The sequence below is a fragment of the Bradyrhizobium sp. LB14.3 genome (genome assembly GCF_040547985.1).
Classification (GTDB): Bacteria; Pseudomonadota; Alphaproteobacteria; order Rhizobiales; family Xanthobacteraceae; genus Bradyrhizobium.
Map to the genome: position 1 here is coordinate 1 of NZ_JBEPQT010000040.1, position 26339 is coordinate 26339.

At 62.1% G+C, this 26339-nt stretch carries 21 protein-coding genes and 4 pseudogenes; 13 read left to right on the forward strand and 12 right to left on the reverse strand.

The features are described from left to right. Positions 1-39: 39 nt before the first annotated feature. Complete coding sequence (locus tag ABIB00_RS35740; RefSeq protein WP_354107600.1) at positions 40-2013, reverse strand: cation-translocating P-type ATPase; 1974 nt, start codon at positions 2011-2013, stop codon at positions 40-42. Positions 2014-2251: 238 nt separating this feature from the next. Here ABIB00_RS35740 and phbB point away from each other — a divergent pair, with 238 nt between their 5' ends. From phbB to ppk2, 4 genes and pseudogenes are all read left to right on the forward strand, one after another. Further along, positions 2252-2977, forward strand: a complete 726-nt coding sequence (phbB, locus tag ABIB00_RS35745) for an acetoacetyl-CoA reductase (protein WP_354069892.1) — start codon at positions 2252-2254, stop codon at positions 2975-2977. A 279-nt stretch (positions 2978-3256) separates the two neighbouring features. Further along, entirely contained in the window at positions 3257-3448 is a 192-nt protein-coding gene (locus ABIB00_RS35750) for a hypothetical protein (protein WP_354107601.1), read from the forward strand. Between the two features lie 7 nt (positions 3449-3455). Continuing rightward, positions 3456-5287 (forward strand): annotated as a pseudogene (locus tag ABIB00_RS35755) (PHA/PHB synthase family protein). Positions 5288-5656: 369 nt separating this feature from the next. Continuing rightward, positions 5657-6542, forward strand: a pseudogene (ppk2, locus tag ABIB00_RS35760) (polyphosphate kinase 2); the annotation flags it as partial. 246 nt (positions 6543-6788) lie between these two features. On the opposite strand, the gene ABIB00_RS35765 reads toward ppk2, so the two are convergent. The 4 genes from ABIB00_RS35765 to ABIB00_RS35780 form a co-directional block, all read right to left on the reverse strand. Further along, a complete protein-coding gene (locus ABIB00_RS35765; RefSeq protein ID WP_354107603.1) occupies positions 6789-6995 on the reverse strand; it encodes a YgaP family membrane protein in 207 nt (68 codons plus the stop codon). Positions 6996-7186: 191 nt separating this feature from the next. Continuing rightward, a complete protein-coding gene (locus ABIB00_RS35770; RefSeq protein WP_354107604.1) occupies positions 7187-8779 on the reverse strand; it encodes an MBL fold metallo-hydrolase RNA specificity domain-containing protein in 1593 nt (530 codons plus the stop codon). Continuing rightward, positions 8770-9684 (reverse strand): ribose-phosphate diphosphokinase, encoded by a 915-nt coding sequence (locus tag ABIB00_RS35775; RefSeq protein WP_354107605.1) that lies wholly within the window; start codon positions 9682-9684, stop codon positions 8770-8772. Before ABIB00_RS35775 ends, ABIB00_RS35770 begins: the two co-directional genes overlap by 10 nt. Continuing rightward, complete coding sequence (locus ABIB00_RS35780; protein ID WP_354107626.1) at positions 9681-11225, reverse strand: thymidine phosphorylase family protein; 1545 nt, start codon at positions 11223-11225, stop codon at positions 9681-9683. The genes ABIB00_RS35775 and ABIB00_RS35780 overlap by 4 nt, the downstream gene beginning before the upstream one ends. A gap of 941 nt (positions 11226-12166) precedes the next feature. Between ABIB00_RS35780 and ABIB00_RS35785 the strand changes: the two genes are divergently transcribed. Then, on the forward strand, positions 12167-12289 hold the full coding sequence (locus ABIB00_RS35785) for a hypothetical protein (RefSeq protein ID WP_354107606.1): 123 nt from the start codon (positions 12167-12169) through the stop codon (positions 12287-12289). Between the two features lie 542 nt (positions 12290-12831). Here ABIB00_RS35785 and hemN read toward each other — a convergent pair. After that, a pseudogene (gene hemN / locus ABIB00_RS35790) lies at positions 12832-14184 on the reverse strand (oxygen-independent coproporphyrinogen III oxidase). An 84-nt stretch (positions 14185-14268) separates the two neighbouring features. After that, positions 14269-14439: pseudogene (locus ABIB00_RS35795) on the reverse strand (formylglycine-generating enzyme family protein); the annotation flags it as partial. 189 nt (positions 14440-14628) lie between these two features. On the opposite strand from ABIB00_RS35795, the gene ABIB00_RS35800 reads away from it, so the two are divergent. From ABIB00_RS35800 to ABIB00_RS35810, 3 genes are read left to right on the forward strand one after another with little or no spacing between them, the layout of a single operon-like run. Further along, complete coding sequence (locus tag ABIB00_RS35800; RefSeq protein ID WP_354107607.1) at positions 14629-15765, forward strand: ABC transporter permease; 1137 nt, start codon at positions 14629-14631, stop codon at positions 15763-15765. 2 nt (positions 15766-15767) lie between these two features. Then, a complete protein-coding gene (locus tag ABIB00_RS35805; protein ID WP_354107608.1) occupies positions 15768-16535 on the forward strand; it encodes an ABC transporter ATP-binding protein in 768 nt (255 codons plus the stop codon). Positions 16536-16538: 3 nt separating this feature from the next. Then, the gene (locus tag ABIB00_RS35810) at positions 16539-17651 is read left to right on the forward strand and encodes an ABC-type transport auxiliary lipoprotein family protein (RefSeq protein WP_354107609.1); all 1113 of its coding nucleotides are present in this window, start codon (positions 16539-16541) and stop codon (positions 17649-17651) included. A gap of 271 nt (positions 17652-17922) precedes the next feature. Here ABIB00_RS35810 and ABIB00_RS35815 read toward each other — a convergent pair whose 3' ends face one another. Continuing rightward, the gene (locus ABIB00_RS35815) at positions 17923-18093 is read right to left on the reverse strand and encodes a carboxymuconolactone decarboxylase family protein (protein ID WP_354107628.1); all 171 of its coding nucleotides are present in this window, start codon (positions 18091-18093) and stop codon (positions 17923-17925) included. Between the two features lie 465 nt (positions 18094-18558). On the opposite strand from ABIB00_RS35815, the gene ABIB00_RS35820 reads away from it, so the two are divergent. Next, positions 18559-18813 (forward strand): host attachment protein, encoded by a 255-nt coding sequence (locus tag ABIB00_RS35820; RefSeq protein ID WP_354107610.1) that lies wholly within the window; start codon positions 18559-18561, stop codon positions 18811-18813. Between the two features lie 309 nt (positions 18814-19122). Further along, positions 19123-19629 carry a hypothetical protein gene (locus tag ABIB00_RS35825; protein ID WP_354107611.1) on the forward strand — a complete coding sequence of 169 codons (507 nt, stop codon included), beginning with the start codon at positions 19123-19125 and terminating at the stop codon, positions 19627-19629. Positions 19630-19698: 69 nt separating this feature from the next. On the opposite strand, the gene ABIB00_RS35830 is transcribed toward ABIB00_RS35825, so the two are convergent. The 4 genes from ABIB00_RS35830 to fixL all read right to left on the reverse strand — a co-directional run bounded on the left by ABIB00_RS35830 (position 19699) and on the right by fixL (position 23103). Next, positions 19699-20397, reverse strand: a complete 699-nt coding sequence (locus ABIB00_RS35830; protein ID WP_354052051.1) for a helix-turn-helix domain-containing protein — start codon at positions 20395-20397, stop codon at positions 19699-19701. Positions 20398-20500: 103 nt separating this feature from the next. Next, on the reverse strand, positions 20501-20920 hold the full coding sequence (locus ABIB00_RS35835) for a response regulator (RefSeq protein ID WP_354107612.1): 420 nt from the start codon (positions 20918-20920) through the stop codon (positions 20501-20503). 44 nt (positions 20921-20964) lie between these two features. After that, positions 20965-21582, reverse strand: a complete 618-nt coding sequence (fixJ, locus tag ABIB00_RS35840) for a response regulator FixJ (protein ID WP_354107613.1) — start codon at positions 21580-21582, stop codon at positions 20965-20967. 3 nt (positions 21583-21585) lie between these two features. Beyond that, entirely contained in the window at positions 21586-23103 is a 1518-nt protein-coding gene (gene fixL / locus ABIB00_RS35845) for a sensor protein FixL (protein ID WP_354107614.1), read from the reverse strand. Between the two features lie 206 nt (positions 23104-23309). On the opposite strand from fixL, the gene ABIB00_RS35850 reads away from it, so the two are divergent. The 3 genes from ABIB00_RS35850 to tnpC all read left to right on the forward strand — a co-directional run bounded on the left by ABIB00_RS35850 (position 23310) and on the right by tnpC (position 26178). After that, positions 23310-24143 (forward strand): universal stress protein, encoded by an 834-nt coding sequence (locus ABIB00_RS35850; RefSeq protein WP_354107615.1) that lies wholly within the window; start codon positions 23310-23312, stop codon positions 24141-24143. A 36-nt stretch (positions 24144-24179) separates the two neighbouring features. Next, the gene (locus ABIB00_RS35855; RefSeq protein WP_354052041.1) at positions 24180-24605 is read left to right on the forward strand and encodes a CBS domain-containing protein; all 426 of its coding nucleotides are present in this window, start codon (positions 24180-24182) and stop codon (positions 24603-24605) included. Between the two features lie 118 nt (positions 24606-24723). Further along, the gene (gene tnpC, locus ABIB00_RS35860; RefSeq protein ID WP_354107616.1) at positions 24724-26178 is read left to right on the forward strand and encodes an IS66 family transposase; all 1455 of its coding nucleotides are present in this window, start codon (positions 24724-24726) and stop codon (positions 26176-26178) included. Positions 26179-26339 lie beyond the last annotated feature (161 nt).

Consider the following 26339-nt stretch of genomic DNA (forward strand, 5'->3'; position numbering starts at 1 on the left):
AAAGCTACCTGGCGCGACCCATCAGGCGACCTCGGATCGTCATCGGCCACGGCGCCGCCAGGGTAACATCTGCAAGTGAGGCAATACGGGGGGTCCCAGTCCAACGCCGATTGATACATTGAGGTCGGATGCCAACAGGATCATATCTGCTGCTGCGCGGGCCACATCCGTTGCTCCCTCGACGGACAGACCGACATGGGCGGCGTGGATCGCGGGGGCATCATTGAGGCCGTCACCGAGGAAGCCTGTAACATGGCCGCGCATCCGGAGTGCGTCGATGATGCGCTTCTTTTGATCGGGATCGACGCGAGCGAACAGGTCGACCTGCTCGACCTTTGCCGCAAGGCCGACATCGGTGAGCTGAGCGATATCGGCGCCGGTCAGAACAATGTCGCGCGCGAGGCCGACGGCATTCGCCACATGCTGCACGACCGCGCTCTGATCGCCCGAGATGATCTTAAGTCTGATCCCGAGCGCCGCCAAATCGGCGACTGCCTGTGCGGCATCCGCCTTCGGCGGGTCGGCAAAAACGCAAAAGCCGACAAATGTCAGATTTGCTTCATCGTCGAGCGTCAAGCTCGCTTCCTCGGCAGGGAGGGACCTGATTCCGACGCCAAGCAAACGAAACCCCTGTTCGTTCAGCCGGCGCTGCTCGGCGTCAAGGCGGTTTCGCCAGATATCGTCAAGCGGATGGGCCAGGCCGTCGACTTCGATAGCCACCGCACGGGATAGGATGGCTTCCGGAGCACCTTTTGTAACAAGAAGAATCCCGCCGCCGCGTTCGGCCGAAATCGACAGGCATCGCCTGCTGAAATCGAAGGGCAGTTCGCCCCGGCGCACCCATTCGGGTGCCTTCGCCTGACCTGCGAGAATGGCCTCGTCTAGGGTGCTGCGAACGCCCGATTGAAAATGGCTGTTGATCCGCGCTAGTTGGAGCACGCGATCGCTTTTTTGACCCTGCCAATCGACGCTGTCAGCGAGCGTTATTTTGGCTTCGGTCAAGGTGCCCGTCTTGTCAACGCAGAGCACGTCCATGGCGCCAAGGTCGTGGATCGCCGAAAGCCGTTTGACGATTACCTTCTGCAAGGCCATCCGCTTGGCCCCACGCGCGAGCGTCACGGTCATCACCATCGGCAATAGCTCAGGCGTAAGCCCAACCGCCAGCGCCACGGCAAAGAGGATCGACTGCATGGCCGGCCGGTCGGAGGCGAGGTGGGCAAGCAGCACGAACAGCGTCAGAAAAATTGTAAGGCGCAGGATCAGAAGTCCGAGATGCCGGACGCCCTGTTCCAAGGCCGTCGGCGGGACATTGGCGGCGAGGGCTGATGCGATCGCTCCAAAACGCGTGCGGGGACCGGTCTCGACGATCAGCATAATTGCCGTCCCGGCAACCGCGGAAGTGCCCGCAAACAGCGCGTTACTCGCATCGGCAAGCTCTATGGCAGGACATGGTGTGTTGTTCTTGCGCGCCGGAAACGGTTCTCCCGTCAGGATGGATTCGTCGAGCTGAAGATTGTCCGATTCCAGCACAATGCCGTCTGCGGGAACGAGATCGCCGGTTCGCAACATTACAATATCGCCCGGGACAAGGGTGCTGACGGGCTGCGTAACCTGTTTGCGGTCGCGCATGACGTCGGCGCGGACCGCAACGGAGTGCCGCAGCGCCTCAGCCTCTTGTTCCGCGCGGTGCTCCTGCACGACGTCGAGAGTCATGGAAAGCGTCAGAACCAGGACAATGATGAAAAAGCTGCCAAAGTCACCGCTGATGCCGGAAACCGCGGCGGCTGCGATCAGAAGCGCCACAAGTGGATTGAGAGCGCGTCTGCCGAATTTGACGAGCAAAGATTCGCCGTGAGTGGCCTCGAACCGGTTGGGACCGTAAATCCGCAATCGTCTTTCGGCCTCCTCCTGGGTAAGCCCGGTCAGCTGGGTACTAAGTTCGGCCAGGAGACCATCCGTGGGTTCGCACCAGAACGTGCGGCCTGCGCCCGTCGTTTGCTGCGGAGCGGTCATTACCATCTCCAGGGAAATCGATTTGACGGTTCTTGCCCCGAAAGATCGCATAGGCCGTTGATGTGCCTCAATTGGGCTATCGTGCGCCGCGATTAGCCACGTGAAGGCGGCAACCTCCTCCGACCAGATTTCAGTTGAACGATCGCGACGAGAGCAATTCGCCCGCCATTGCGCTGGATCAATGGCTCTATCGAACTCTCGTGCAGCCTGAGCGTGACGAATAACTGAGGTAGAGATGATGGCACGGATAGCGTTGGTAACGGGAGGAACGCGCGGCATTGGCGCAGCGATCAGCAAGGCCTTGAAGGTTGCTGGCTACAGGGTTGCCGCAAGCTACGCCGGCAACGACACGGCGGCGGAGAAATTCAAGGCCGAGACAGACATTCCCGTCTACAAATGGGACGTCAGCTCGTTCGATGCCTGTGTCGCTGGTGTCAAGAAGGTCGAAGCCGACCTCGGTCCGATCGACGTGCTGATCAATAATGCCGGCATCACCAAGGACGGTGCGTTTCACAAGATGACGATCGATCAGTGGAATGCGGTCATCAACACCAACCTCGGCTCGCTGTTCAACATGACCCGACAGGTGATCGAGGGCATGCGCGCCCGCAAATTCGGCCGGGTCGTCAACATCTCATCGATCAACGGCCAAAAGGGACAGTTCGGCCAGGTCAATTATTCGGCGGCAAAGGCCGGCGATATCGGCTTCACCAAGGCCCTGGCGTTGGAGAACGCCAAGGGCGGCATCACCGTGAATGCGATCTGTCCCGGTTATATCAATACCGAAATGGTGCAGGCGGTGCCCAAGGACGTGCTGGAGAGAAACATCCTGCCGTTGATCCCGGTCAGCCGCCTCGGCGAGCCCGAGGAAATCGCCCGCGCGGTGGTATTCCTCGTTGCCGAGGAAGCCGGCTTCATCACGGGATCCACGATTTCAATCAATGGAGGGCAATTTATGACGTGATTGCCCGCGGGATCATCGGAGCCCCACTTGATACAGCTCAATGTGTGGTTGGGCGCTAGAACGTAGAAATCAGGTGCATCCAAGACCAGAGGTCAACATGTCCAGGCCAGAATTTTCCGAAGCGGCTACCGCGAACCCGAAGCAGGCCACGACGGAGGCCGAAGCGCAAATGGCGAGGGCGAAAGAGCGTGCCGCGAGCTTCCTGTTTGGTGCCCAGAAATTGATGCTCGAGGAGTGTGTTATCCTCGGCAATGAATTCCTCGATCGAACGCAACCGAAATGCACCTCTTTGCGGAATTTGCCTCGAAATTGGCCGGCGCGCATTCCGTCAGGGACTTGAGAACGATGTACGAAGAATGCAGTAAGCATCAGCTTGAGTTCATCCGCCGCGATTGCGATCGGGTATTCAAGAACGGCGAACGGGTGATCGAGGGCGCGTCGAATCTGTTTAGAACCCGTCCGCTGAGCTGATCAGTCCATGCCAGCGAATTCGGTCATGCCAACGCCGGAGGCACCGGTCCTGCCGGCGCTTGTGCGCGCGGTCGCCCTGAGCGGCGTAGACGTAACGCAGACCCAGCATCCGACGGTGGGCGAGTCCAACCTCGCTGATCGCGCGTTCCATGCGGCGTTGGCGCGGTTCAGCGGGGGCATCTCGCCCATCGCACTGTTGCTGGCCTATACCGACTGGCTTTCGCATTTGGCGGCCTCGCCACAGCGGCAGCTTGAGAATTCGCAGGAGGCGGTCCGGGACGCCGAACGGCTTCTCGAAGCATCCCAGCAATTCTTCGCAGCCGGTCATGGCCCCTGGTCTCTGATCAAGCCGCAGCCGCAGGATCGGCGTTTCGCCCGGCCGGAGTGGGAAGCTCCACCGTTCAACCTGTTTGCGCAGGCATTTCTGCTTGGCGAGCAATGGTGCCACAACGTGACGACCGGCGTGCGCGGCGTTGCCAAACCCAACGAGGCCATCGTCGAGTTCTCGGTCCGGCAGATGCTGGACGTGCTGGCGCCGTCCAATTTCGCGGCGACCAATCCGGAAGTGCTGAAGAAGGCGTTCCAAACCAGCGGCCAGAGCTTCGTGTCGGGTTGGCAGAACTGGTGCAGCGACTGGATGCGCCTGCTGTCTGGGGGCAAGCAACCTCCCGCCGCCGGCACGGATTTTATAGTCGGCAAGAACGTCGCGGTGTCGCGTGGTAAGGTCGTGTTCCGCAACGAGCTGATCGAATTGATCCAGTACTATCCGGCCACCGGCTTGGTGCATCCGGAGCCGATCCTGATCGTCCCTGCCTGGATCATGAAATACTACATTCTGGACCTGTCGCCCCAGAACTCGTTGGTGAATTATCTCACCGGCCAGGGCTTTACCGTCTTCATGATCTCATGGCGCAATCCGGGCGTAGCGGATCGCGACATCGCCTTTGATGACTATCGCAGGCTGGGAGTAGAAGCTGCACTTTCCGCCATTGCAGACGTCGTTCCGGGACGGCAAGTCCATGCACTGGGCTATTGCCTCGGCGGCACGTTATTGTCGATCGCGGCGGCGACCATGGCTCGCGACGGCGACAACCGCTTGAAGTCGATCACGCTGCTCGCTGCACAAACCGATTTTACGGAGGCCGGCGAGCTGACGCTGTTCATTAACGAAAGCCAAGTCGCTTCCTGGAAGATATGATGTGGCAGCGTGGTACCCTTGATACCACGCAAATGGCGGGCGCTTTCCAGTTGCTACGCTCCAACGATCTGATCTGGTCACGGATCACGCGCGACTATTTGATGGGAGAGCGGGCGCGGCCCAGCGACATCATGGCGTGGAATGCGGATGCGACGCGACTGCCGTACCGGATGCATTCGGAATATCTTCGCAAGCTGTTTCTCAACAACGACCTTGCCGAGGGCCGTTACCTGGTCGAGGGACGGCCGATTTCGCTGTCGGATATTCATGCGCCAATGTTCGTGGTCGGGACCGTCCGCGATCATGTCGCGCCGTGGAAGTCGACCTACAAGATCCATTTTCAGGTCGGAGCAGATGTGACGTTCCTTTTGACCAGTGGTGGCCACAATGCAGGAATCGTAGCGCCGCCGGACGAAGAGGGGCACAGCTATCGGGTCAGAACCAGGAGCGTCGGCGCCAACTACATCGGCCCCGACGAATGGTTGAAGAGGGTGGCGCTGGTCGAAGGATCATGGTGGCCGGAATGGGCCAACTGGCTGGCCAAGCGCTCCGGGGAGTTATCCGAGCCGCCACGCATGGATCAAAAGTTCACGGACGCGACGATCTTGCCGGACGCGCCGGGCGACTACGTTCGCCAGTAGTTATCCAAGGCGCGACCCCGCAAGTGCAGACCATAGCAGGTTGTTCTTGATCTCATCAAATCTGGATTGTGAAATTCAGAAGATGATTCTTGCTTGATGTCATTAGAAACCAAGCACGATGTCTCTTCGATTGAAATCCCGGAGCGCAGTCGTTAGGAAATCCGTCAAAGTGTCCGGTCGCGCCCCGGCCAAGAAGCATAAAATCCGCCCCGAGGCGAGGCGGATGGACCATATCATCAAGACCCTGACTGCCATTGCGGAATTCGCCGTCGAGCAATCGACCGAAGCCGCGCAAGCTGCAGGGCTGACGCCGGTTGATGCTATTCGGAAGGGTCGACCTCTGCGCGATGCCAAGGCAAAGCGCTCGAGGCGATCCTGGGTGGCGCCTCGCCCGACGATGCCATGCGGTAAACGGACGCTTGCAAGCGCAAGACCGGCAACCGGCGACGAACTGGTCCCGGATTGGCGCAACGGCGGCTATCCTTACAAATCCTGGATGCTGCGGAGGGACTATGAGCAGCAGAAGTTTTTCCTGGAGACCGAGCTGCTCAAGCTCCAGACCTGGATGAAGGAGAGCCGTCAGCGGCTGATCCTGCTGTTCGAGGGACGCGATGCGGCAGGCAAGGGCGGGACCATCAAGCGATTCATGGAGCAACTCAACCCGCGCGGCGCACGCGTCGTGGCGCTGGAAAAACCCAGCCACGTCGAACGCGGCCAGTGGTATTTCCAGCGGTATGTCGAGCATTTGCCGACTGCGGGGGAGATCGTTCTGTTTGATCGCAGCTGGTATAATCGCTCGGGTGTGGAGCGTGTAATGGGGTTCTGCAGTCCTGCAGAGTACGATGAATTCCTCCGCCAAGTGCGGGAATTCGAACGTAACCTGGTACGCAGCGGCATCCACGTCATCAAGTTCTGGTTCTCAGTGAGCCGTGAGGAGCAGCGGCGTCGCTTTAAGGAGCGCAAAGCCCACCCCCTCAAGCAATGGAAGCTATCCCCGATCGACGTGGCTTGGCTCGACAGGTGGGATGACTACACCCGTGCCAAGGAGGCGATGTTTTTCCACACCGATACGGCGGATTCGCCGTGGTCCGTAGTCTAATCCGACGACAAGAAAAGGGCGCGGCTAAACGCGATGCGCTACGTTTTGCACTCGATGCCTTACGCGGGCAAAGACGCCAAACTTATTGGGCCGGTTGATGACCCGCTGGTAGGACGGGCCAATTTCATTCATGAATGTGAAGAACAACCGCGCTAGGGTCTGAGATCCAACCGCAGACGCCTGCGGTTGAAGCAAGCCGAGGAAGTGCCTATTCGGGGTAGTTGCGTCGGTTTTGACATGTGGGCGTATGTCCGGTTAGCGGTGGACCTCGGACGTGCGACATGTCCGGCCTTGCTAATTGAAGGCATCGGTATGGATGCAGTTCAAGCGCTCGGCCGGGAGCCGCGAATCATGCGGTATGAACTGACCGGGTTTGAATGAGCTGGGCGCCTATTCGTTCGCCTATTGACGGACGGCACAGGTGGAAAAACCAAGGGCGCTGTAGAGCGGACAGCTCTTGAAGAACGCTGTCACTAGCAACACCAAGCCGACCAATCCGGCCCAATGCCATCCCTGGATCGAGAGGCCGTCCTGCAGCGCAAAGGCCACCAGCGCTAAACCCGCCACGATGCGCACATACTGATCAATCGTTCCAACATTTGCCGGCATGGCATTTCTCTCCAGATGAGTTTCCTTGAACCAGCATTGACAAGTGTCGCACGCGGCAGCGTACGGAGTTTTGATTTGCCTCAATCAGCAGTTAATAACCGGATGTCGGAAAAAGCTGGGCAAAGTTGTCATCGAGCCAAGCCCGTGCCGGGTGATAATGTTGCCCTACACGGCGTGAGATCGACCTGGCTTCATTCGTCCAGCGCGCGCCTTAGCCTTCGAACGATAACGCCGCGCGCGCGATCGTCTGCGGCGGCCTCGATGCGATCGTTGATGTCAAGCACGAGTCTCGACATGTCGTTGTGCCAGTCGAGCCTTACCACGGCTTCCGGCGCCAGCCGTCGGTGATGTGAGCCATCGAGAAGCCTCGGCACCGGGGCTGACAATTCATAGGCATCATCCAGAAGCGGCTGGATAACCCGCGGCGCCGGCATGATTTGCCCCGAAATACGTGTCGCGAGACCAGCGATGGCCGGTTCCTCGCCATGAACCAGGAACAGGCCACGGCGAATCGGGCGACGCGCGGCGATCCACCGCGCCAGCTCCGCTCCGTCGGCGTGTCCGGAATAGTCGTCAATACTGCGGATCTGCGCCGCGACCCTGACCTCGTTGCCCTGGATACGAACGGCCTTGGCGCCATCGATAAGGATCCGACCCAGCGTTCCCTGAGGCTGAAAGCCGACCAGCAATACGGTGGCTCTGGCATTCCAAAGCCAATTGCGCAGATGATGTCTAATACGCCCGGCATCGCACATGCCGCTGGCGGCGATGATGATATGAAAGCCGGTCAACTTGGCGATCGCCTTGCTCTCATCGATTGTTCCAGTAAACCGGAGCTGCGGCGAGTTCAGCAATCGACGGACGTCGACCGCGGGATCAAGACTTGATGCGTGCTTGCGAAAAACTTCGGTGGCGCGGATCGCGAGCGGCGAATCAAGGAAGATCGGTGCAGCCGGAATCTCGCCGCGTTCCATCAGGTCGACCAGATCGACAATCAGTTCCTGGGTGCGCTCCACCGCGAAGGCCGGAATGAGCAGCGCGCCCTTGCGGGCTGCAGCGTCGCGGACTTCTGCGGACAGACGAGCCCGGCGCGCATCAGCCGTGATCGGCATCCGTTCCCTGTCGCCATACGTCGATTCTGAAATGACGTAGTCGAAGCCTGTAGGCGCCTCAGGATCGGGCTGCAGCAGTTTCGCGTCGGGACCGATGTCGCCGGAGGCAAGAATGCGAAGGGGCATCTGCGGCAGGTCCTGGTCGGCGAGTTCGATCTCGATCGAGGCGGAGCCGAGCAAGTGACCGGCATTCCAGTATCGAGCTCGAACGCCCGGAATCACGTCGACCCATTTCTCGTAGTCGACTGGCGCGAACGACTGCAGCGAGCCAGCCGCATCGGCCTGAGTATAGATCGGGCGGACCTCGGGCCGCCCGCGGGCCGCATTGCGCCGGTTCAGCGCCGCGACCTCGGACTCCTGGATGTTGCCGGCGTCGGGCAGCATGTAGGAACAGAGATCGATGGTGCCGCGCGTTGCCAGGATGCGGCCGGAGAAACCATTGTGGACGAGCTTCGGCAGCAGGCCACTATGATCGATATGGGCGTGGGTCAGGAGGACGGCGTCGATGTCCGACGCGCGAAAGGGAAACGGCTTGTAATTCAGCTCCTTCAGGGTCTTCTGTCCTTGAAATAAGCCGCAGTCGACCAGAAAGCGTCCGGATCGGGTTTCAAAGAGGTGGCAAGAGCCCGTCACCGTGCGGGCCGCACCGCAAAACCGGATAGTCACGCCCATCGTGTTGTCTCCGGAATGGTTACGAACATCATTTCGTCTTGCAAGGCGTCGACGAATAGATTGTCGAGTTCGATTGCGTTGGTGGAGTGCGGCACACTGTGCGTCGAACGGATCGAGCGAACGCCGGACTGAATCATGTCGCGATAGATCTCTTCGGAGAACAGCGCATGCGTGACGACGGCGTCGATCGTTGTCGTGCCGGCCAATGTGAGAGCTCTGGCGCAAGCCACCATGGTGCCGCCCGAGGAGACGATGTCGTCAACAATCAGGGCGGGACGACCGGACATGCGGGCAGGCTCCGGAAATCGGATCTCGACCGAGCGATCACCGCGCCGGATCTTCTGCGCGATGCAATAGGATAGTCCGAGCCTACCAGCGAGGTCGCTGACCCATGGTTCGGATTCCGAGTCCGGTCCCACTAGGAAGGTCGCCGGATCAAGACCCGCTTTGCGCAGTGCGTCTGATATCGCCGGCATCGCCGAGAGATTGTCGGATGCGATTCCCGGAAACACTGTTGCAATGTCAGGTGTTCGGTGCAGATGTGCGTCGACCGTAACGACGCGATCGACGCATCCGGCGATCAGCTCGCCGATGATCCTTTCGCCTTGGTGGAAAGCGGCGTCCTGGCGCATGTAGCAGAGATAGGGCGCCAGCAGCACAAGGCGCTTCGCGCCTCCGCGCCGCAACGTTTCGGCGTCGAAGATCAGTGCGATCAGTTTCCGGTTCGGCCGGTCGAGCGATGCATAGATGATGAACACAGGGGCCGCCGGTGTGGCCGTCACCTTTACTTCTCCGTCGGGAAATTCATGGACCGCGATTTCGTGGTAGGGAATGCCGAGCCGCGCGGCGAGCCGGGTGGCATCGCGGGACGATGACGGCAGGCTCTGAATGATGGTCGTGGTCACGAAGCCGTCTCGCCCGTTACCGGGTGCTTCGTGCCGATGGTGTAACCGCAGTTCGCCTTTGCGGCGGTCGTGGCTAAATCGAGTTCCGACTGATCATAGGCATAGATTCGATAGAGCGGTTGACCCTTCTCGACGCGATCGCCAATCTTGCGCAACAGTTTAATCCCGGCGCCCTTGTCGAGCGGCGCGCCTGCGGTTCGCCCCAGTCGGTTCAGCTGGAGGCAGTTGATTTCGGAAATCGTGCCGTCGTCGGCGGCCGCGACGTCGAAGGTTAGCTTGCCGAGGTCGTTACGGCAGGAGGACGGACCCTGGGCGTCGATGATATCCTGCATTTTCTTGAGCGCAGCGCCGCCGTCGAGCAGTTCGCGGGCGCGCGCATAGCCGCTGCCGCCGCGCAATTGCGGGTCGTATTCCAGCGGATGCGCCGCGAGCCGCAGCGACTTTTCGCGCAGGTCGATAGGGGCGTCGGCATCGTTGGTGAGCACCGCCATGACGTCCTCCACTTCCAGAACCGGGCCGATGCCGTTGCCGATCGGCTGGCGCCCGTCCGTCACAACCACCTCGACTGTAATTCCGAAATGGTCGCCGACGAACTCAAACAGCTTGCGCAGCCGCATCGCTTCGGCGGGATTGGTCAGTTTCGCCGTCGGGCCGACCGGCAGGTCGATCAGGAGGTGGGTGGAGCCGGCCGCCAATTTCTTCGACATGATGGAGGCTACCATCTGCTCGCGCGTATCAAGGCTGAGCGGTCGTTCGACGGAGATCAGAATGTCATCGGCTGGCGACAGATTGACGTGCCCGCCCCAGACCAGGCAGCCGCGGCATGCGGCAATGACTTCCTTCATCTCCTCGACGCTGACGTCGACCCGCGCCAGCACCTCCATGGTATCGGCCGTTCCGGCAGGCGACGTGATTGCGCGCGACGAGGTCTTGGGGATGGTCAGTCCGTGCGCGGCCACAATCGGGACCACGATCATGGACGTGCGATTGCCCGGAATGCCGCCAATGCAATGCTTGTCGACGACGGTCCTTGCATTCCATCTGAGTTGCGTCCCGGCTCTTGCCATGGCCTCCGTAAGAGCGATTAGCTCTCCGGATGTCATGAAATTGGCGGAACTGACGAGGAACGCTGCGATCTCCATGTCCGAATAGCGGTAATGCACGATATCCTCGATGACTGCGCCGATCTCGGCAGCCTCGAGCGTCTTGCCCTGAACCTTGACGCGAACCGCGTCAAGGCTTGGCGGGGAGGGAGCAGGGCTGACCGCAATGTAGCTGCCCGCCGGTTGCCCAAAGCGCCGAAACGCAGGCTCCGCCATGCCAAGCTCGTCGGGCCCGACGAGGGTGTCGTCATCAGTGAGAAGCACGGTCGCCAGTTGCGTCTTCGAGCCGCTGCGCAGCTCGACCCTGGAAAAGCCTCGAAACAAGTCGGGCCGCAGCGCCGTTGACCGGCGGGAGATCACAACGACGTTCTCCCGGCCGGTATCGAGATTAACACGGCGGGATTTGAGCTGGGCGCGGCCGGGTAGAATAGCATTCATCATGCAGACTCTTTGTCGCGGTGAAGCGAGAATAGGGCTCGTCGAGGAGACCGAGCGCCTGGCTGAAGTCACGGCAGGCGTGCCGATGTCGACTGACTGACCGTGCCGCGCTCTGTCAGCGACGGCTCGTCCCGGGGCGAACCGGGCGAAAGCGTCGTGATTTCTTGTCGCTCATGTGGTGCGGCGACGAAGTGTCGGGGCCCCCGTGTAATGATGGCCTCCGGACGCCCCATCCTTTGGTGGAGCCGATTGGTCTCCCTTGGAGGAGCCGACCGTGTCCTTCTTGCCCATGTGATGAGGGACTTCGGTCTTCGAGCCGCCGCTATAGTGATGACCGTTCTTTTCCGTCCGTGCTTTGGGCCATGGCGGGCGCAGCAAGCGCGGCGGCGGCTACGATGGGAATCAGCGTTCTGGTGATCATGTCCATTCTCCCGGTGAATGTGGCACATCGGAGCAGAGAACCGCAGAGGTAGTATTGACACAGCGCAACGAGTGATCGCAGCCGGGCCGCGAGCGCATCGTTTGCCGGATCGACGTGCATCAAGCGGCCGGAGCGCTCATCCAAGAGTTGGATCCTCAGATCAGGAGCTTGCCAGCGCTCTCACCTTTGCCGCCGCGCTACTCGTCACGACGCTCCGGCACGCCGACTGGGCGCAATCGGCCGCGGAACACGAAGGGCACCACCCGACCAGAAGCAGGAGCAGGCCAAGCCAAAGGCAGACCAGCGGGCACCCTGGCGGCGCGGCTGATGGATCCGGCAAACGCCCGGCCGTCCGCGGAGCCGGCCAGCTGCGTCCGGGTGCTCGCGCCCGCCGCTGGTCTACATCGGCAGCCAGCTGACCTGGAGGTCGTGGCGGATCGGGTCTCGACCGATGCGGTGCAGATCAAGGTCGGAGCGCCCGTCCGGATCGACGGCTGGGGCGGTCAGCCATCAGGGACTGGTGCGAGTAGATCCCGCCGGATTCCTGAAGGTCTCGGCGCTGGGGATCGAGGAGCAGCGGGTGCGAGTGACCATCGACTTCGTGGACCCGCCCGAGACGCTGGACCTGCTTGGCCACGACTAGTGGGTGGTCGTCCACGTCACCATCTGGAGCGCCGCCGACGCGTTGTACGTCCGGATAAGCGCCTTATTCCGGGAAGGGCGACCAGTGGGCCGTTTATGCCCACGACAGCGGGCGCGCCAAAACCGTCCGGTTCAGATCGGCCACCGCAACAATCGGACGGCCGAGGTTCTCTCCGGGCTCGCTGCGGGCCGCAGGGCGGTACTGCACCGAACTGACGGGATCGGCGGCGGGAGAACGATCCATCGTGGGCAACATCAAGCGCCTGCCGGCGGCTCCGCCTGCGATATACCGGCACGCAGTAGCATCATGAGAGCCCATGATGGCTTCGCTGGTACTTGGTCGTGACGATGAGCATTCGTGAAGATCTGCAAGCGCTGCGATTGCTGCGGGCGTTCTCGAAGATCCGAGATCCGCACGCGCGCCGGCGGATGGTGGACTGCGGAGGCGCAAGTCCCTCCGGAGAAGCCGTCCGAGACCGATCGAGATCCCGACACCCCTTGAGCTGGCGCAGACCGCGAGCACTCTGGATCCAGTGGACTTGTTCAAACCGCTCGGCTGTGCGTGGCAGTCGATCGCGCCAGGTGGGCATCGAACGCGGAAGCGACGCTCCGTACCAGGAATTCGGCGCCGCCGCGGACCGTGATCCGGTCGTCCTTCATCGTCACGGCGCCGTCCGCGATCAGGCTGAGCAGCCGAGCGCGGTCTATGACGGCCGTCTTGGGGTCCTGGTTGTGCGACCGCGCGATCCGTGAAAGGTCCACCGCCATGTCGCACATCACCCGCTCGATGAGATCCGCACGGAAGCGGTCGTCGCCGGTGAAAGCATAGCCCTTGACGCTGGCGAGTCGGTCTTCGGCGATGCGCGTGAGGTAATCGCGTGTCGGTACGGCATTCTGCACGAGTCCATCAGGCATCCGTCCGATGGCGCTCGCACCCAAGCCGATGAGCGTTTCGGCGGTGTCATCCGTGTAACCCTGGAAGTTCCGGCGCAGCCGACCGTCGCGCTTGGCCGCTGCGAGATTATCATGAGGCAAGGCGAAGTGGTCGAAGCCGATCCGGACGTAGCCCGCATCCATCAGCGCTTGTGCGATGGTCTCCGACTGCAGATGTCGCTCGACACTGTCCGGTAGGGCGTTCTCGTCGATCTTCCGTTGACGCTTCTAGAAGGAGGGGATGTGCGCATACCCGAACACGGAGAACCGGTCGGGGCGGAGTTCGATGCACTTGGCCACCGTATCGAGGCAGGAATCCACCGTCTGCAGCGGCAGACCGTAGAGAAGGTCGAAGTTGAGCTTGCCGACGCCGGCCCGCCGCAGAAGCTCGACGCACCTGGCCGTCTGCTCGAAGCTCTGCAGGCGGTTGATCGCGCGCTGGACCTCGGGATCGAAGCTCTGCACCCCAAGGCTTGCCCGGTTGACGCCGCTGAAGCCGAGCGCCTCCGCCATCGGCTCCGTCAGCGTGCGCGGGTCGATCTCCACGGCGACCTCGGCGTCGGGGAGCACGAAGTAGGAGTAACGCAGCGTCCCGACCAGGTCGGCGAACGTTTCCGGCGTCATGATGGTGGGGGTGCCACCGCCGAAGTGGATATGCGAGATCGGAAGGCGGTGCCCGATGGCCTCGGCGACGAGATGCGCTTCCGTACGTAGTCCGGAGGTGTAGACCGCGATAGGGTCGTCGTTCTTCGTCACCGATGTATGGCAACCGCAGTACCAGCACATTGAGCGGCAGAACGGTACATGCAGGTAGATCGAGGCCGGTTGCCGTTGCGAAAGCGATCCGAGCCGGGTCCGGTAGTCGGCCTCGCCGATCGCCGGTGAGAAATGCGGCGCGGTGGGGTAGCTGGTGTAGCGGGGAAGCCTATCCTGTCCGTACGATTGCGCCAGATCCGATCGCATCTTCTGTCTCCTTCTGATCCCGATCGTCTACCGGAGCCGTGAGCGAAAGACGTTGCTCTGGCGCAAGCAGTCGATAGCGAGAATTCAGCTCCTGCGGAGGAGCCTTGAGACGCTGCTGGCGATGCCTGCGACGGCGGGCTGCGACGGCTCGATCACAAGTCGGAAGCCCAGATTGCTGGGCGGAACGCCTTGGGCGCAGCCGCCGGTCTTGGGATCGCGGATGAAGTCGGTCATGTAGGCCCGGTGGGCATCCTGATGCTGTCGAGCATCGATTTGATCTCTCCATTGAATGGAGTAAACCTAAGGTCCGCCCGCGCGTCCGCGCTTGATTTGCGTCAAGCAGGCAGCGTCGTCTCGGTCTTGAGGCAGGTCAAACCCGCCGCCACACGCTGGCCTAGAACTGACAGCTGAATGCGGACCCGGTTGTCCAGATGAGGTGGAAGCGTGAACTCCGAACCGCTGTTGCTGGCAACGCCATCCGGCGATGTGCTGAAATTGCGCCCGGAAGGGCCCTGGACCGCAGCGAATGTGACTACGCTTGAAACGCTCTCGCGTTCGGTCGGCGCCGATGTCGATCGATCCAGGGCAGTGACGTTGGACATGTCGGGCGTCGGCGCGCTCGACACGCTCGGCGCCTGGGTCCTGGAGAAGCTATCGCGCAGGGCGGCATCGTCAGGCAGATCGGCCCAATTCGTCGGTGTCGCCGACCATTTCAGCGGGCTGATGGACGAGGTGCGTCAGGTCAACCGCCACACGCCGGCGCCGACGCCTGCGCCCAACCCGGTTCTGCTCAGGCTGAACGATCTCGGCAAGTCCACGGTCGGCGCGCGGGAAGACATCACGAGCTTCCTTCAAATGCTCGGTGCGTTGTTCGTGGCCGTGATCGGCGCACTTCGCCGGCCGCGATCGCTGCGACTGACCTCGCTGGTCTATCAACTCTATCGCGTCGGCTGGCAGGCCATTCCCATCGTCGTGTTGATCACGTTCCTGATCGGCGCCATCATCGCCCAGCAGGGATTTTTCCATTTCCGCAGGTTCGGCGCGGAGTCCTACACTGTCGATATGGTCGGCATCCTGGTGTTGCGCGAACTCGGCGTGCTGATCGTCGCCATCATGGTCGCGGGACGTTCGGGAAGCGCCTACACCGCCGAGCTCGGCTCGATGAAAATGCGCGAGGAGATCGACGCGCTCTCGACCATGGGCCTCGACCCTGTCCACGTCCTGATCCTGCCGCGGGTTGCGGCCCTGGTGATTGCGTTGCCGATCCTTGCTTTCATCGGATCGATTGCCGCACTCTATGGCGGCGGTCTGGTCGCGCAGTTCTACGGCGGCATGGCGCCGGCGATCTACATCGCGCGGCTGCACGAGGCGATCTCGGTCGCCCATTTCGAGGTGGGCATCCTGAAGGCGCCGTTCATGGCGCTGGTGATCGGAATCGTCGCCTGCAGCGAGGGCTTGCGTGTGAAGGGCAGCGCCGAGTCGCTGGGACGACAGACCACGACGTCGGTGGTCAAGTCGATCTTCCTGGTGATCGTGCTCGACGGCCTGTTCGCGATCTTCTTTGCCTCGATCGGAATGTGACGATGGCCGAATCGCAAGAACAGTTCGCGATTCGGGTCCGCGACCTCGTTGTCGGCTTCGGCCGCCAGACCGTGCTCGACCATCTGTCGCTCGACGTTCGCCGGGGTGAAATCCTCGGGCTCGTGGGTGCGTCCGGCGGCGGCAAGTCGGTGTTGATGCGGACCATCATCGGCCTCATCCCACGCCAGGGCGGGACCATCGAAGTCATGGGACGGCCAACCGGAGGGCGCACCGAAGGCGCGGCCACGACATGGGGCATTCTGTTCCAGCAGGGCGCGCTGTTCTCCTCGCTGACGGTCCGGCAGAACGTCCAGTTTCCGTTGCGTGAAAATCTCGTCCTGTCGCAGGAACTGATGGACGAGATCGCGATCGCCAAGCTCGAAATGGTTGGGCTGCGTGCGCAGGATGCCGATAAATATCCGGCGGAGCTGTCCGGCGGCATGACCAAGCGCGTGGCGTTGGCGCGCGCGCTCGCGCTCGATCCGCCGATCCTGTTCCTGGATGAGCCGACCTCCGGGCTCGATCCGATCGCCGCCGGCGATTTCGACGAGTTGATCGGGACGCTGCAAAAGACGCTGGGGTTGACCGTGTTCATGGTCACTCATGACCTTGCGAGTCTGACTACGGTCTGCGACCGCGTCGCCGCGCTCGCCGACGGCAAGATCGTGGCGATCGGCCCGATGCGCGAACTGCTGCAATCCGAGCATCCCTGGGTGCGTGCCTATTTCCACGGCAAGCGCTCGCAGATGCTTCAACACGAGATGAGATGAGACATGGAAACCCGCGCTCCCTACGTGCTGATCGGCAGTTTCGTGCTGGCCGCGATCCTCGCCGTGTTCGGCTTCGTCTATTGGCTGAACAACACTGGCGGCATCGGGCCCCGCGCGAGCTATCACGTGCAATTCCACGGTCCGGTGCCCGGGCTTCTGGTCGGCGCCGGGGTTCTGTTCAACGGCATCCGCGTTGGTGAGGTCACCCAGCTCGGGCTTGCATCGGACAATCCGCGCTTCGTTAATGCGACGATATCGGTCGCTTCGACCACACCAGTGCGCGCCGATACCGAGGTCGGCCTCGATTTCCAAGGGCTGACTGGTGTGCCTGTAGTGACGTTGGAGGGCGGCATGATCGTCGGCGAATCCAGTGAGACCTTGACCTTGACGGCCGAGGCCGGCGCAGGCCAGAGCATGACGCAGGCGGCGCGCGATGCGTTGCGGCGCGTCGATTCGGTGCTGCAGGACAATTCCGGTCCGCTGAAAGATACTATCGCCAATTTCAAGGCCTTCTCCGACGGCCTCGCGCGCAATACCGGCAAGCTCGACGGTATTCTGGCGGGCCTCGAAAAGATGACCGGTGGCGGCGCGCCGGCACAAAAGATCACCTATGATTTGCATGCGCCACAAAACCTCGGACCGGCCGGCAAGACATTCTCGGCGTCACTGGCCATTCCTGAGCCGACCGCGGTCGCGATGCTCCAGACCCAGCGCATGCTGTTTGCATCAGGCGGCGATAATCCGGGCTTTGCGGACTTCCTGTGGGCCGACAGCATTCCCAAGCTGGTGCAGGCGCGGCTGATCGACAGTTTTGAAAACTACGACATGGCCCATGCCCCGCTGCGTACGGCTGATTTGGGGCAGGCGGATAACCAGCTACTCATTGATATCAGGCGCTTTCGCATTGCAACGCGAGGTGAACCGCGCGTAGAGATCGAATTCTCGGTGAGGATCGTCGATAAGGACAGCAAGGTAATCACTTCAAGGCTGATGGAAACGAGCGAGAAACTCGACAGGATTGAACCGACAGCCGCGGTTGCGGCTTTCGATGCCGCGTTTGCCCGGATCGCAGAGGAAATGATCAATTGGACAGCCGAGGCGCCGATGCGAAGATAGCTCGGCTTCATCATTTTGCGTCGATGTCCCGAAGGCAACGTCGTCCAGGCGTATGCATGTCATCAACCACCACAATAGCTGAAGAGCGCGGGGACGGCCGATGCCGCAACGGTCGTCCATGCTCTGCTGCGTACGACCTTGGGCCAAGCCATGTATCAACTGCTGATTGAGATGCAATCTTCTACGGAAGGTGATCCGCGCGTCGACCGTTGCTCCGTCAGGATACCGACGGGAATGCAACGCAATCGCCTTAAGGCCGAGGAGAATTGATCTAATCTTCGACAAAATTAGGTGACCGGCCCGCGTGGGATCTTCGACGCCTGCTTTCCGCGGCATACATCAGCGAGGGCCCGCCGCCCATGTAGATGGCCACGCCATGCGTCTCCTCGACTTCCTGACGCGTCGCGCCGGGCTTGACCAGCGCCTCGGATGCGACGGTCACGACCGCAAGCCGGTGACCGCGGGGTAAAGCCCGAGAGGCGTGCCGCTCTGTTTGCCCATCAGATCGGGTTCAGGACGGAAAGTCGGCCGACTTCACCTCAACGCGGTCCGCATGCAGCGTCCAGTCGCCCACCGCCCGCAACGCGCAGAACTGCTGCTTGGCCAATCGCAAAGCCTCGGCTTCGTCATGTGCGTCGACGTCTGTCGTGTGTTGGCATGCCTCAAAAAGTTGGCCTCTATCGCCAACGATGTTCTTGAGGAAACGAACGATAAATCGGGACATGTCTCCGTCTCGCTTACTTGCCCAGGCCGCTCAATATCCTGTCGCACTGTGCGTACTCGGACCTTGATTGGGATCAAGCATCTTCCGGGGTGAGCGCCAAAGCAGCAAACTATCAGCAACGAGGGCGTGCAATGACCCAAAAAGCCGCATCTTGTCGTTGTGTTCAAGCCGCATCTTGTCGTTGTGTTCGGCGACCGCCGGAAAGGTCGCTGTTCCTTTGAAGAGCGGCCTTTCGTGAGCGACGTGGCGGCGGCCGCGGAGCGCGTAGTCCGCAGCGAACGATCGATCGCGCCGATCGTCGTCGCGCCGCCGCGGACGCTGGCTGCACTTTGCTCGGAGCTTCATCCCGGCGTCATGTGGCGGATCGTGGCGGAGCTGGCCGGGGATCTCACGAGGCATCCGGTCGGCGATATCGCAAAGCACCGCATGGAAGCGTAGAGCCGAGCGCGAGGGAAATCCGCTCTCGATCTCGCGCGATGTCTCGGCAGGGAAGAACTGGCTCGCTTGATATGTGTCAAGCCCGGCGCTGGCTGATGCAGGGGTACAGTGCCCTCCTGCCTCAATGCACGGAGAAAGGACATGCATGTTTTCGTCAGCGTCATGGTCTAGCTTGAACCGAAACAGCAGGAAGAAGGGCAGATTGCGATCGCGGAAGGCCTCACGAGCAGCTTTGAGACGTTCATCCTCGCCGCCTCGGCGATCGCCGTAGAGCCCACATTCGCGGTCGAGAGCGTCATCATCGAGCAGATGGCGTCGGAGGACCTCGAACGCTTTCGGGCAGCGCTGCAGCCAAAGAGGCGTGGTTCAGGCAGATTGTCCGTTCGCCGGCCGAGATGGTGGAGTGGCGCTCGGCAATCGAGTTTCCGACGGAGTCTGGTCGAGCAGGCCAGGGCTGCCGATCTCGTCGTCCTCAAGCGCCAGCAGCTCGACGACGCTCATCCCCACAACGTCGATCCTGTCGGCGCGATTCGAAAGGAGCGTCCCACGCTTCTGGTGCCGGACGGCGTGACACGCCGGACAGTCGATCGCATCCTCGTGGGCTGGAAGGACACAAGGGAAGCGCACCTGGCGGCTCGGGAGGCGCTGCCTTTCCTGACCCGAGCATCGCAGGTCCCGATCGTCGAGGTCTGCACGGCGAACGAACAGGATGGGGCGCGTGGCAGGGTCGGGGATGTCGCCGATTTTCTCAGGAAACGCGGTGCGCGCTGCGAGCACGAAGTTCGCGTGCATACGGCGGAAGCCGATGCCGGCTAGGCGTCGCGACAAAAGAAACGGCCGGCTGAACGAATTCAGCCGGCCAAACAGGTGGCGAGAAACAAGAAATCAGGCGTCGAGATTGTGCAGGCGCGCCCGGTTGCGCAGGACGATCTGGCGGGCGCCGGAGAAGCCCAAGATGCCCTGGGCGTGAAGCTGCGACAGCGCGCGCGACACGGTCTCCAACGTGAGGCCGAGATAGTCGCCGATGTCGCGGCGGCACATCGGCAGTGCCATCATGCCGGCAACCGCGAGGCGGCGGTCCATTTCAAGCAGGAAGGTCGCAACACGCTCGATCGCGGTCTTGCGGCCCAGCAGCAGCATGTGGTCTTCGGCGTGGCGAAGTTCGCCTGCGGTGATCGCCCAAAGCTTGCGGGCGACCTGCACGTCGGTGCCGGCGGCCTTTTCGAGGCTCGCACGCTTCACGAGGCGGAGGGTGGTGTTGATGATGGCTTCGGCGGCGAGGCGGTGGGTGGGCACCGATTCGAGGCCGAACGCGTCGCCGGGAAGATGAAAGGCGCCGATCTGGCGGCGACCGTCCGAGAGGAGCTTATAGCTGCGGACAGCGCCAGTGACGACCTGATAGACGTATTCGGCCGGCTCGTCCTCCCCGTAGATCTCTTCGTCCTTGCAGTAGGAAAACTCGGTGGCGAGAAGGCCGACGTGGCCGGTGATCGCGCCAAACTGGTCGGTGAGGGAATGGGCAGGAGCAATCTGGCCGCCGATCCGGGTGTTCATCGTCTTGGTGTTGAGTATCTGGGTCAGCATCTGCGTCATCTCCGTTGTGATGACGCATTGCTACGCGGGGTTGCGCAGCCTGAAAATTTCGAGCGATATCTTAGGGAGGTGCCCTTACGTAGAATCCCGTAAGTCAGTTTCCGTGCCGTTCCTGGATAGCGCGGCGGATGCGCTTGACCAGGTTTTCATCTAGAAGCGGCTTCAAAATCACGTCTTTCACGCCCGCCGCTGCCGCCCGGGCCGAGATATTGCGGTCGGGATCGCCGGTGATCAGGATCATCGGGGCGGCGCCGTCGGTTTGGCGCAAGCGGTCGGCGAGCTCGATGCCGTTGATATCGGGCATCTTATAATCGATCACGTAGCAATCCGCGCCGGGCAGGCTCGTCGCGTTGAGCAGCGCGGTGGCGTTCCGGAAGGTCCGCACGGCAAAGCCATCGGCTTCCAGCAGGAAGCGCAGCGATCCCAGCACGGCCTCATCGTCGTCGACTACGTAGACGATAGGCTGTGCGGATGATGCCATTGGCCGCCGTTGGTGCGAGACGATCTCGATCATTCCGATCGCGTAGCACGGACGCGGGGGAGCCGTTTTGACCTGCCTCAATCCTTTAGCATGCCGGCACGCATCGCCAGCCGGACCAGCTCCGACAGGCTGCCCGCCTGCATCTTGGTCATGACATTGGCGCGGTACACCTCGATGGTGCGCGGGCTGATGTCGTAGTCGCGGGCGATCAGCTTGTTGGAGAGGCCCGCGACCAGGCCTTCCATGACCTGCCGCTCCCTGGGGCTCAGGGAAGCGACGCGAGCAGCGATGTCCTGGACGATGGCGTCGCTCTTGGCCGCCGGCACGGCCTGACGGATCGCGGTCTCGATCATGGCGGTGAGACGGTCGTCTTCGAACGGCTTTTCGAGGAAGTCGACGGCGCCGAGCTTCATTGCCTCGACCGCGAGCGGCACGTCCCCATGGCCGGTCATGATCAGGATCGGGAAGGGCGAGTGCTGTGCCTTCATCCGTTTCAACAGCTCGATGCCGTCGAGGCCCGGCATCCTGATGTCGGAGACGACGCAGCCGAAGGCGAGGCGGGGCAGGGCGTCGACGAAGCTTTGCGCGTTGTCGAACAGCGTGACGCCAAAACCTGCGGAATCCAGAAGGAAGTTGAGCGAGTCCCGCATCGCCTCGTCGTCATCGATAACGTAGACATGTCCCTTGGTCGTCATTGCTCAGGTCTCATCGGCTGCCGGTAAAGTGAAGCGGAATGTCGCGCCGCCCGATGCGTTGCTCTCGGCCACCATGCGGCCGCCGTGAGCTTCGATGATCGAGCGGCTGATCGACAATCCCACGCCCATGCCGCTCTCCTTGGTGGTGAAGAAGGTCTGAAACAGGTTTGGAATGACGTCTTCCCGGAAGCCGGAGCCGGTGTCCGACACCTCGACCTCGATCATGTCGTCGGTGACGCGCCTGTTGGTGACGATCAGCTCGCGCCGCGGCGACTGCGCCATCGCTTCCAGCGCGTTGCGGTACAGATTGACCAGAACCTGCTGGATCTGCACCCGGTCGGCGAGGACGAGGTCGGCGCCGGGATCGAGATTGAAGCGGAGCTGCACGTTCTGCTCGCGCGCGCCGGCAAGGCCGAGCGCGCCTGCCTCCTCGATCAGCTTCCACAGGCTCTCGACCCGCTTCTCGGATTCGCCGCGGGAGACGAAGTCGCGGAGGCGCCGGATGATCTGGCCGGCGCGCAGCGCCTGTTCCGAGGCGCGGTCCAGCGCGGTTTCGATCTTCGCAGTGTTGGGATCGGTGCTGCCGGCGAGCAGCCGCCGCGATCCCTTCATGTAGTTGCTGATCGCCGCCAGCGGCTGGTTGATCTCGTGGGCGAGCGCGGAGGCCATCTCGCCCATCGCGGTCAGTCGCGAGACATGGACGAGCTCCGACTGCAACTCCTGCAGCCTCGCCTGCGTCTTCTGGTGCTCGGTGAGGTCGCGAACGAAGCCGGTGAAATAGGGCTCGCCGCCGGACTGCATCTCGCCGATCGACAGATGCATCGGGAACGCGGTGCCGTCACGGCGCTTGCCGGTCACGATGCGGCCGATGCCGATGATGTGCGGATCCTTGGTCGAGCGATAGCGCGCAATGTAGCTGTCGTGGCGGGTGCGATCCGGCTCCGGCATCAGCATGCTCACGTTCTGGCCGATCGCCTCCTGCTCGGACCAGCCGAACAGGCGTTCGGCCGCCGTGCTGAACAGCTGCATGATGCCGCCTCCGTCGATGACGATCATGGCGTCAGGGATGGTGTGAAGGATGGAACGGAGGTGGGTCTCGCGCGTACGCAGGGTTTCCTCGACCTGCTTCTCCGCGTCGACATCGAGAAAGATGCCGCTGAGATGGCGCGCGACACCCGCATCATCCCTGATCAGGCCGGCACGGGCCCTGATCCACTTGCTCCGGTCGGACGTCCCGGCAATTCTGAAGGAGACGTCGAAGCCGCCGCCGCGTTCGGAGATCTGTTTGATCGCGGTCTCGACGCGCGCGCGGTCGTCGGGTTCGAGACGCGACAGGAATAGATCGTAGGTCGCAGGTCTGCCACGCTCGATACCGAGCAGCATCCGCGCGGTTTCCGACCATTCCAGCTCGCGCGTCGTGAGGTCGAGATCCCAGGTGCCGACGCCGAATCCTTCGATCCGGACCCGGAAATGCTCGCCGCGATGATCGTGTGGCGGATGCGTTACGCGGGTCGGCGACACGTGGTTGCTCCCATTCTGCTGTCCGGGGGCGAACCGCCGCGACCTGCCGGCAATTTCGCCCAAGGAAGCCCCGGTGGCAAGTTCCGATGTCTGATTCCGTTGGCGGATTTCCCGCGGCACGGCGAGGGCGATTTGATCTAGCTCATTCTGCCGGATCGCCGCGGGGCTACAATTTTCGTCAAAGCACAGTCCAGCGGAGACGCCCGATGACATACGCGACCGTGATGGTGAGCCTCGCGCTGAATCAGCCCAACAATGCGCGCCTTCAGGTTGCGGGCGAGCTCGCCGAACGATACGAGGCCGCACTCGTCGGGGTCGCCGCAGCGAAGTTCGCGCCGCCGATTTATTTCACCGATGGCGCTGCGGCCCAACGCCTGATCAATCAGGAGGAGGTCTCGGTCAAGAGGTGTCTTGCCGATCTGGAGGCCGAATTCCACGCTGCCACCAGGACCCGCGCCGGGCGCGCGGAATGGCGCAGCTCCGCAGATTTTCCCGCGCGATTCGTCCTGGCGCAGGCGCGCTGCGCCGACATCGTGGTCAGTGGCGGACAGAGCCCGGCCTTCTCCGATGCGTTTTCGCTGGTAAGCCCGAAGGATCTGGTGATGCAGGCCGGCCGACCCCTTCTGGCCGTGCCTGACCGGATCACCTGGCTCGATCTGCGCAACGTTCTCGTAGCCTGGAAGGACACGCCGGAGGCGCGCCGCGCCGTGGCCGATGCGCTGCCGATGCTCCGAAAGGCGAGGGACGTCACCATCGTAGAAATTCCGGAGGACGATGACGACCGTTCGGCCGTGGTGGGGCGGGTCAGCGACGTTGCCGCCTGGCTCGCCCGCCACGGCGTCACCGCGACAGCGCGGGTCTCGCGAGCGGGTGGAGCAGAAACTGCCGCCCAACGATTGGAGAAGGTCGCCGACGACATCGCGGCCGGGCTGATCGTCGCCGGCGCCTACGGCCATTCGCGTTTCCGCGAGCTGATCCTCGGCGGCGTCACGCAATATCTAGTCACGCAAACCGCCCGATGTGTGCTGCTGTCGCACTGACGCTTCGAACTCAAGACGAATCGATGAGGACGCGCCGTGTACAAATTCCTTGAGCAGACCGTCGGCGGCTACATGACGCGTAACGTCAAAACGGTGAAGCGCGACCATGACCTGCTCGCGCTCAGCGAGATGTTCGAGCAGGACGATTTCAACTCCTATCCTGTCGAGGATGACGGTCAGGTGGTCGGCATCGTCACCAAGTTCGACATCCTGAAGTGCTTTGCCTTCACGCCGAGCCAGATGCTGCCGCGCTATCACGACCTGATGAGCCGCAAGGTCGGCGACGTCATGACACCCGAGTTCATTTATGTCAGTCCCGACACGCGCCTGACTCGCGTGCTCCAGATCATGGTCGAGCACCGCATCCGGAGCATCATCGTGCTCGACAGCACTCAAAAGCTGGTCGGAATCGTCGCGCGCGAGGACGTCATCACGGCGCTGAAGGCGACCGCGAGCGCGTGAGTGTCTCAAGCTAAGCGGTAGGGTTGCAGCCTCCGTCATTGCGAGCGAAGCGGTAACTGCCCAGGTGGCCGTTTGTATTCTCTTGACTGACCACATGTGTTTGTGAGTCAAGGTATGGGTGACGCCGCCAAATTCCTCATTGTCTGTGGATGCCCTGCTGGCCCTGATTGGGGAGTTGCAGGAGCGCAACCTGATGTTGGAGCAGCAGAACGCATTGCTGACGGTGCGTGTGGCCGATCTGGAGCGTCGGCTTGGTCTGGACAGCTCCAATAGCAGCAAGCCGCCTTCGAGCGATGGACCGGGCCAGGCTTCTCGCCGGACACAGAGCCTGCGTGAGCGAGGGTTGAAGAAGCCCGGCGGCCAGCCCGGCCATGCAGGCAAACACTTGAAGCGGTCCGAACGGGTCGATCATACGATCATGCATCGCCCTGTCAGATGCGGGCGCTGCCGAATGGCGCTGGAGGGTGAACTGCTGGAACTTGTCGGCAGCCGTCAGGTGTTCGATCTGCCGGCGCCGGCGCCGCTGCTCGTCACGGAGCATCAGCTTTATCGTTGCAAATGCAGCGGCTGTGGCGCGGTCACGACAGGATCGTTTCCACCCGAGGTAAGGGCGCCGGCGCAATATGGCGTCCGGTTGGCCGCTGTGGTGACCTATCTGTCGGCGGGACAGTTTCTGCCTGAAGATCGGCTCGGGCAAATCCTCTCCGATCTGTTTGGCGTGACCATCTCGGCCGGCACGATCGGACAAATGATCGCCCGGGCTGCCAGCCGGACGCAGGATTTCGCTGCGGCAGTCTGCGAGCAAATCCGCCGGGCACCGGTCAAGCATTTGGATGAGACCGGGTTCTGGGTGGGCGCCACGCCGCAATGGCTGCATGTCGCGGGCACCGCCGGGATCAATGGGCTGGTGCATTATCGCGTCTCACCCAGGCGCGGCGAGGTGCTGACGCAAGCGGCGCATATCGTTGTGCACGACCATTGGACATCCTATTTTCAGATGTCCGGTGTCACGCATGCGCTGTGCAATGCGCATCACCTGCGCGAGTTGACGGCGCTGGTGGACATCGATGGCGAGGCCTGGGCCCGGCGCATGCGCGGGTTGCTCCGCTGCCTGTGCCACGAGGTCAATCTGGCGTCAGAGCATCCAACCGATCAGACAGGCGCGCTGCGTCCCAGCAGAATCCGCGCCGCCGAGCGACTTTATGACCGCATTATCCGCGCCGGTATCGCCTGGCACGAGGCGCTACCCGCGCTGCCTCGCGACATCAAGCGCGGGCGGATCAGACGGCGCACGGGCCATAATCTCCTGTTGCGCCTCAAGTTACATAAAGAGGCGGTGCGGCTGTTTCTGCACAACTCGGCGGTGCCGTTTACCAACAACGAGGCCGAGCGCGATGCTCGGATGATGAAATTGCGGCAGAAGATCTCTGCCGGCTTCCGCACCTCACAAGGCGCAGACAATTTCGCCACGCTTCGCACCCTGATCGGCACCGCTCGAAAGCGCGGATGGAACATGCTCGAAACATTGTCCCGATGCCCCGCACAACTCATCCACAAACTCAGCGTCGCCTAACCGAGCAAACGGACCTGGGCAGTTACGCGAAGCGAAGCAATCCAGACTGCCGCCACGGCGAAATCCTGGTTTGCCTCGTCGCAAGAGCTCCTCGCAATGACGGCGCGGAGGCAGCAGGAGCACTTCATCTGGCTGCGCCCTAAATGTACGGGGCGGTTACC

What these genes read in the sequence shown, in the direction of transcription:
- fixJ (WP_354107613.1), bottom strand. Translation starts at nt 21,582, where the DNA reads ATGACGACCAAGGGACATGTCTACGTTATCGATGACGACGAGGCGATG.
- ABIB00_RS35740 (WP_354107600.1), bottom strand. Translation starts at nt 2,013, where the DNA reads ATGACCGCTCCGCAGCAAACGACGGGCGCAGGCCGCACGTTCTGGTGC.
- ABIB00_RS35765 (WP_354107603.1), bottom strand. Translation starts at nt 6,995, where the DNA reads ATGCCGGCAAATGTTGGAACGATTGATCAGTATGTGCGCATCGTGGCG.
- ABIB00_RS35810 (WP_354107609.1), top strand. Translation starts at nt 16,539, where the DNA reads ATGGAAACCCGCGCTCCCTACGTGCTGATCGGCAGTTTCGTGCTGGCC.
- ABIB00_RS35830 (WP_354052051.1), bottom strand. Translation starts at nt 20,397, where the DNA reads ATGCTGACCCAGATACTCAACACCAAGACGATGAACACCCGGATCGGC.
- ABIB00_RS35825 (WP_354107611.1), top strand. Translation starts at nt 19,123, where the DNA reads ATGGCGTCGGAGGACCTCGAACGCTTTCGGGCAGCGCTGCAGCCAAAG.
- ABIB00_RS35805 (WP_354107608.1), top strand. Translation starts at nt 15,768, where the DNA reads ATGGCCGAATCGCAAGAACAGTTCGCGATTCGGGTCCGCGACCTCGTT.
- ABIB00_RS35780 (WP_354107626.1), bottom strand. Translation starts at nt 11,225, where the DNA reads ATGAATGCTATTCTACCCGGCCGCGCCCAGCTCAAATCCCGCCGTGTT.
- ABIB00_RS35835 (WP_354107612.1), bottom strand. Translation starts at nt 20,920, where the DNA reads ATGATCGAGATCGTCTCGCACCAACGGCGGCCAATGGCATCATCCGCA.
- ABIB00_RS35770 (WP_354107604.1), bottom strand. Translation starts at nt 8,779, where the DNA reads ATGGGCGTGACTATCCGGTTTTGCGGTGCGGCCCGCACGGTGACGGGC.
- phbB (WP_354069892.1), top strand. Translation starts at nt 2,252, where the DNA reads ATGGCACGGATAGCGTTGGTAACGGGAGGAACGCGCGGCATTGGCGCA.
- ABIB00_RS35850 (WP_354107615.1), top strand. Translation starts at nt 23,310, where the DNA reads ATGACATACGCGACCGTGATGGTGAGCCTCGCGCTGAATCAGCCCAAC.
- ABIB00_RS35750 (WP_354107601.1), top strand. Translation starts at nt 3,257, where the DNA reads ATGCACCTCTTTGCGGAATTTGCCTCGAAATTGGCCGGCGCGCATTCC.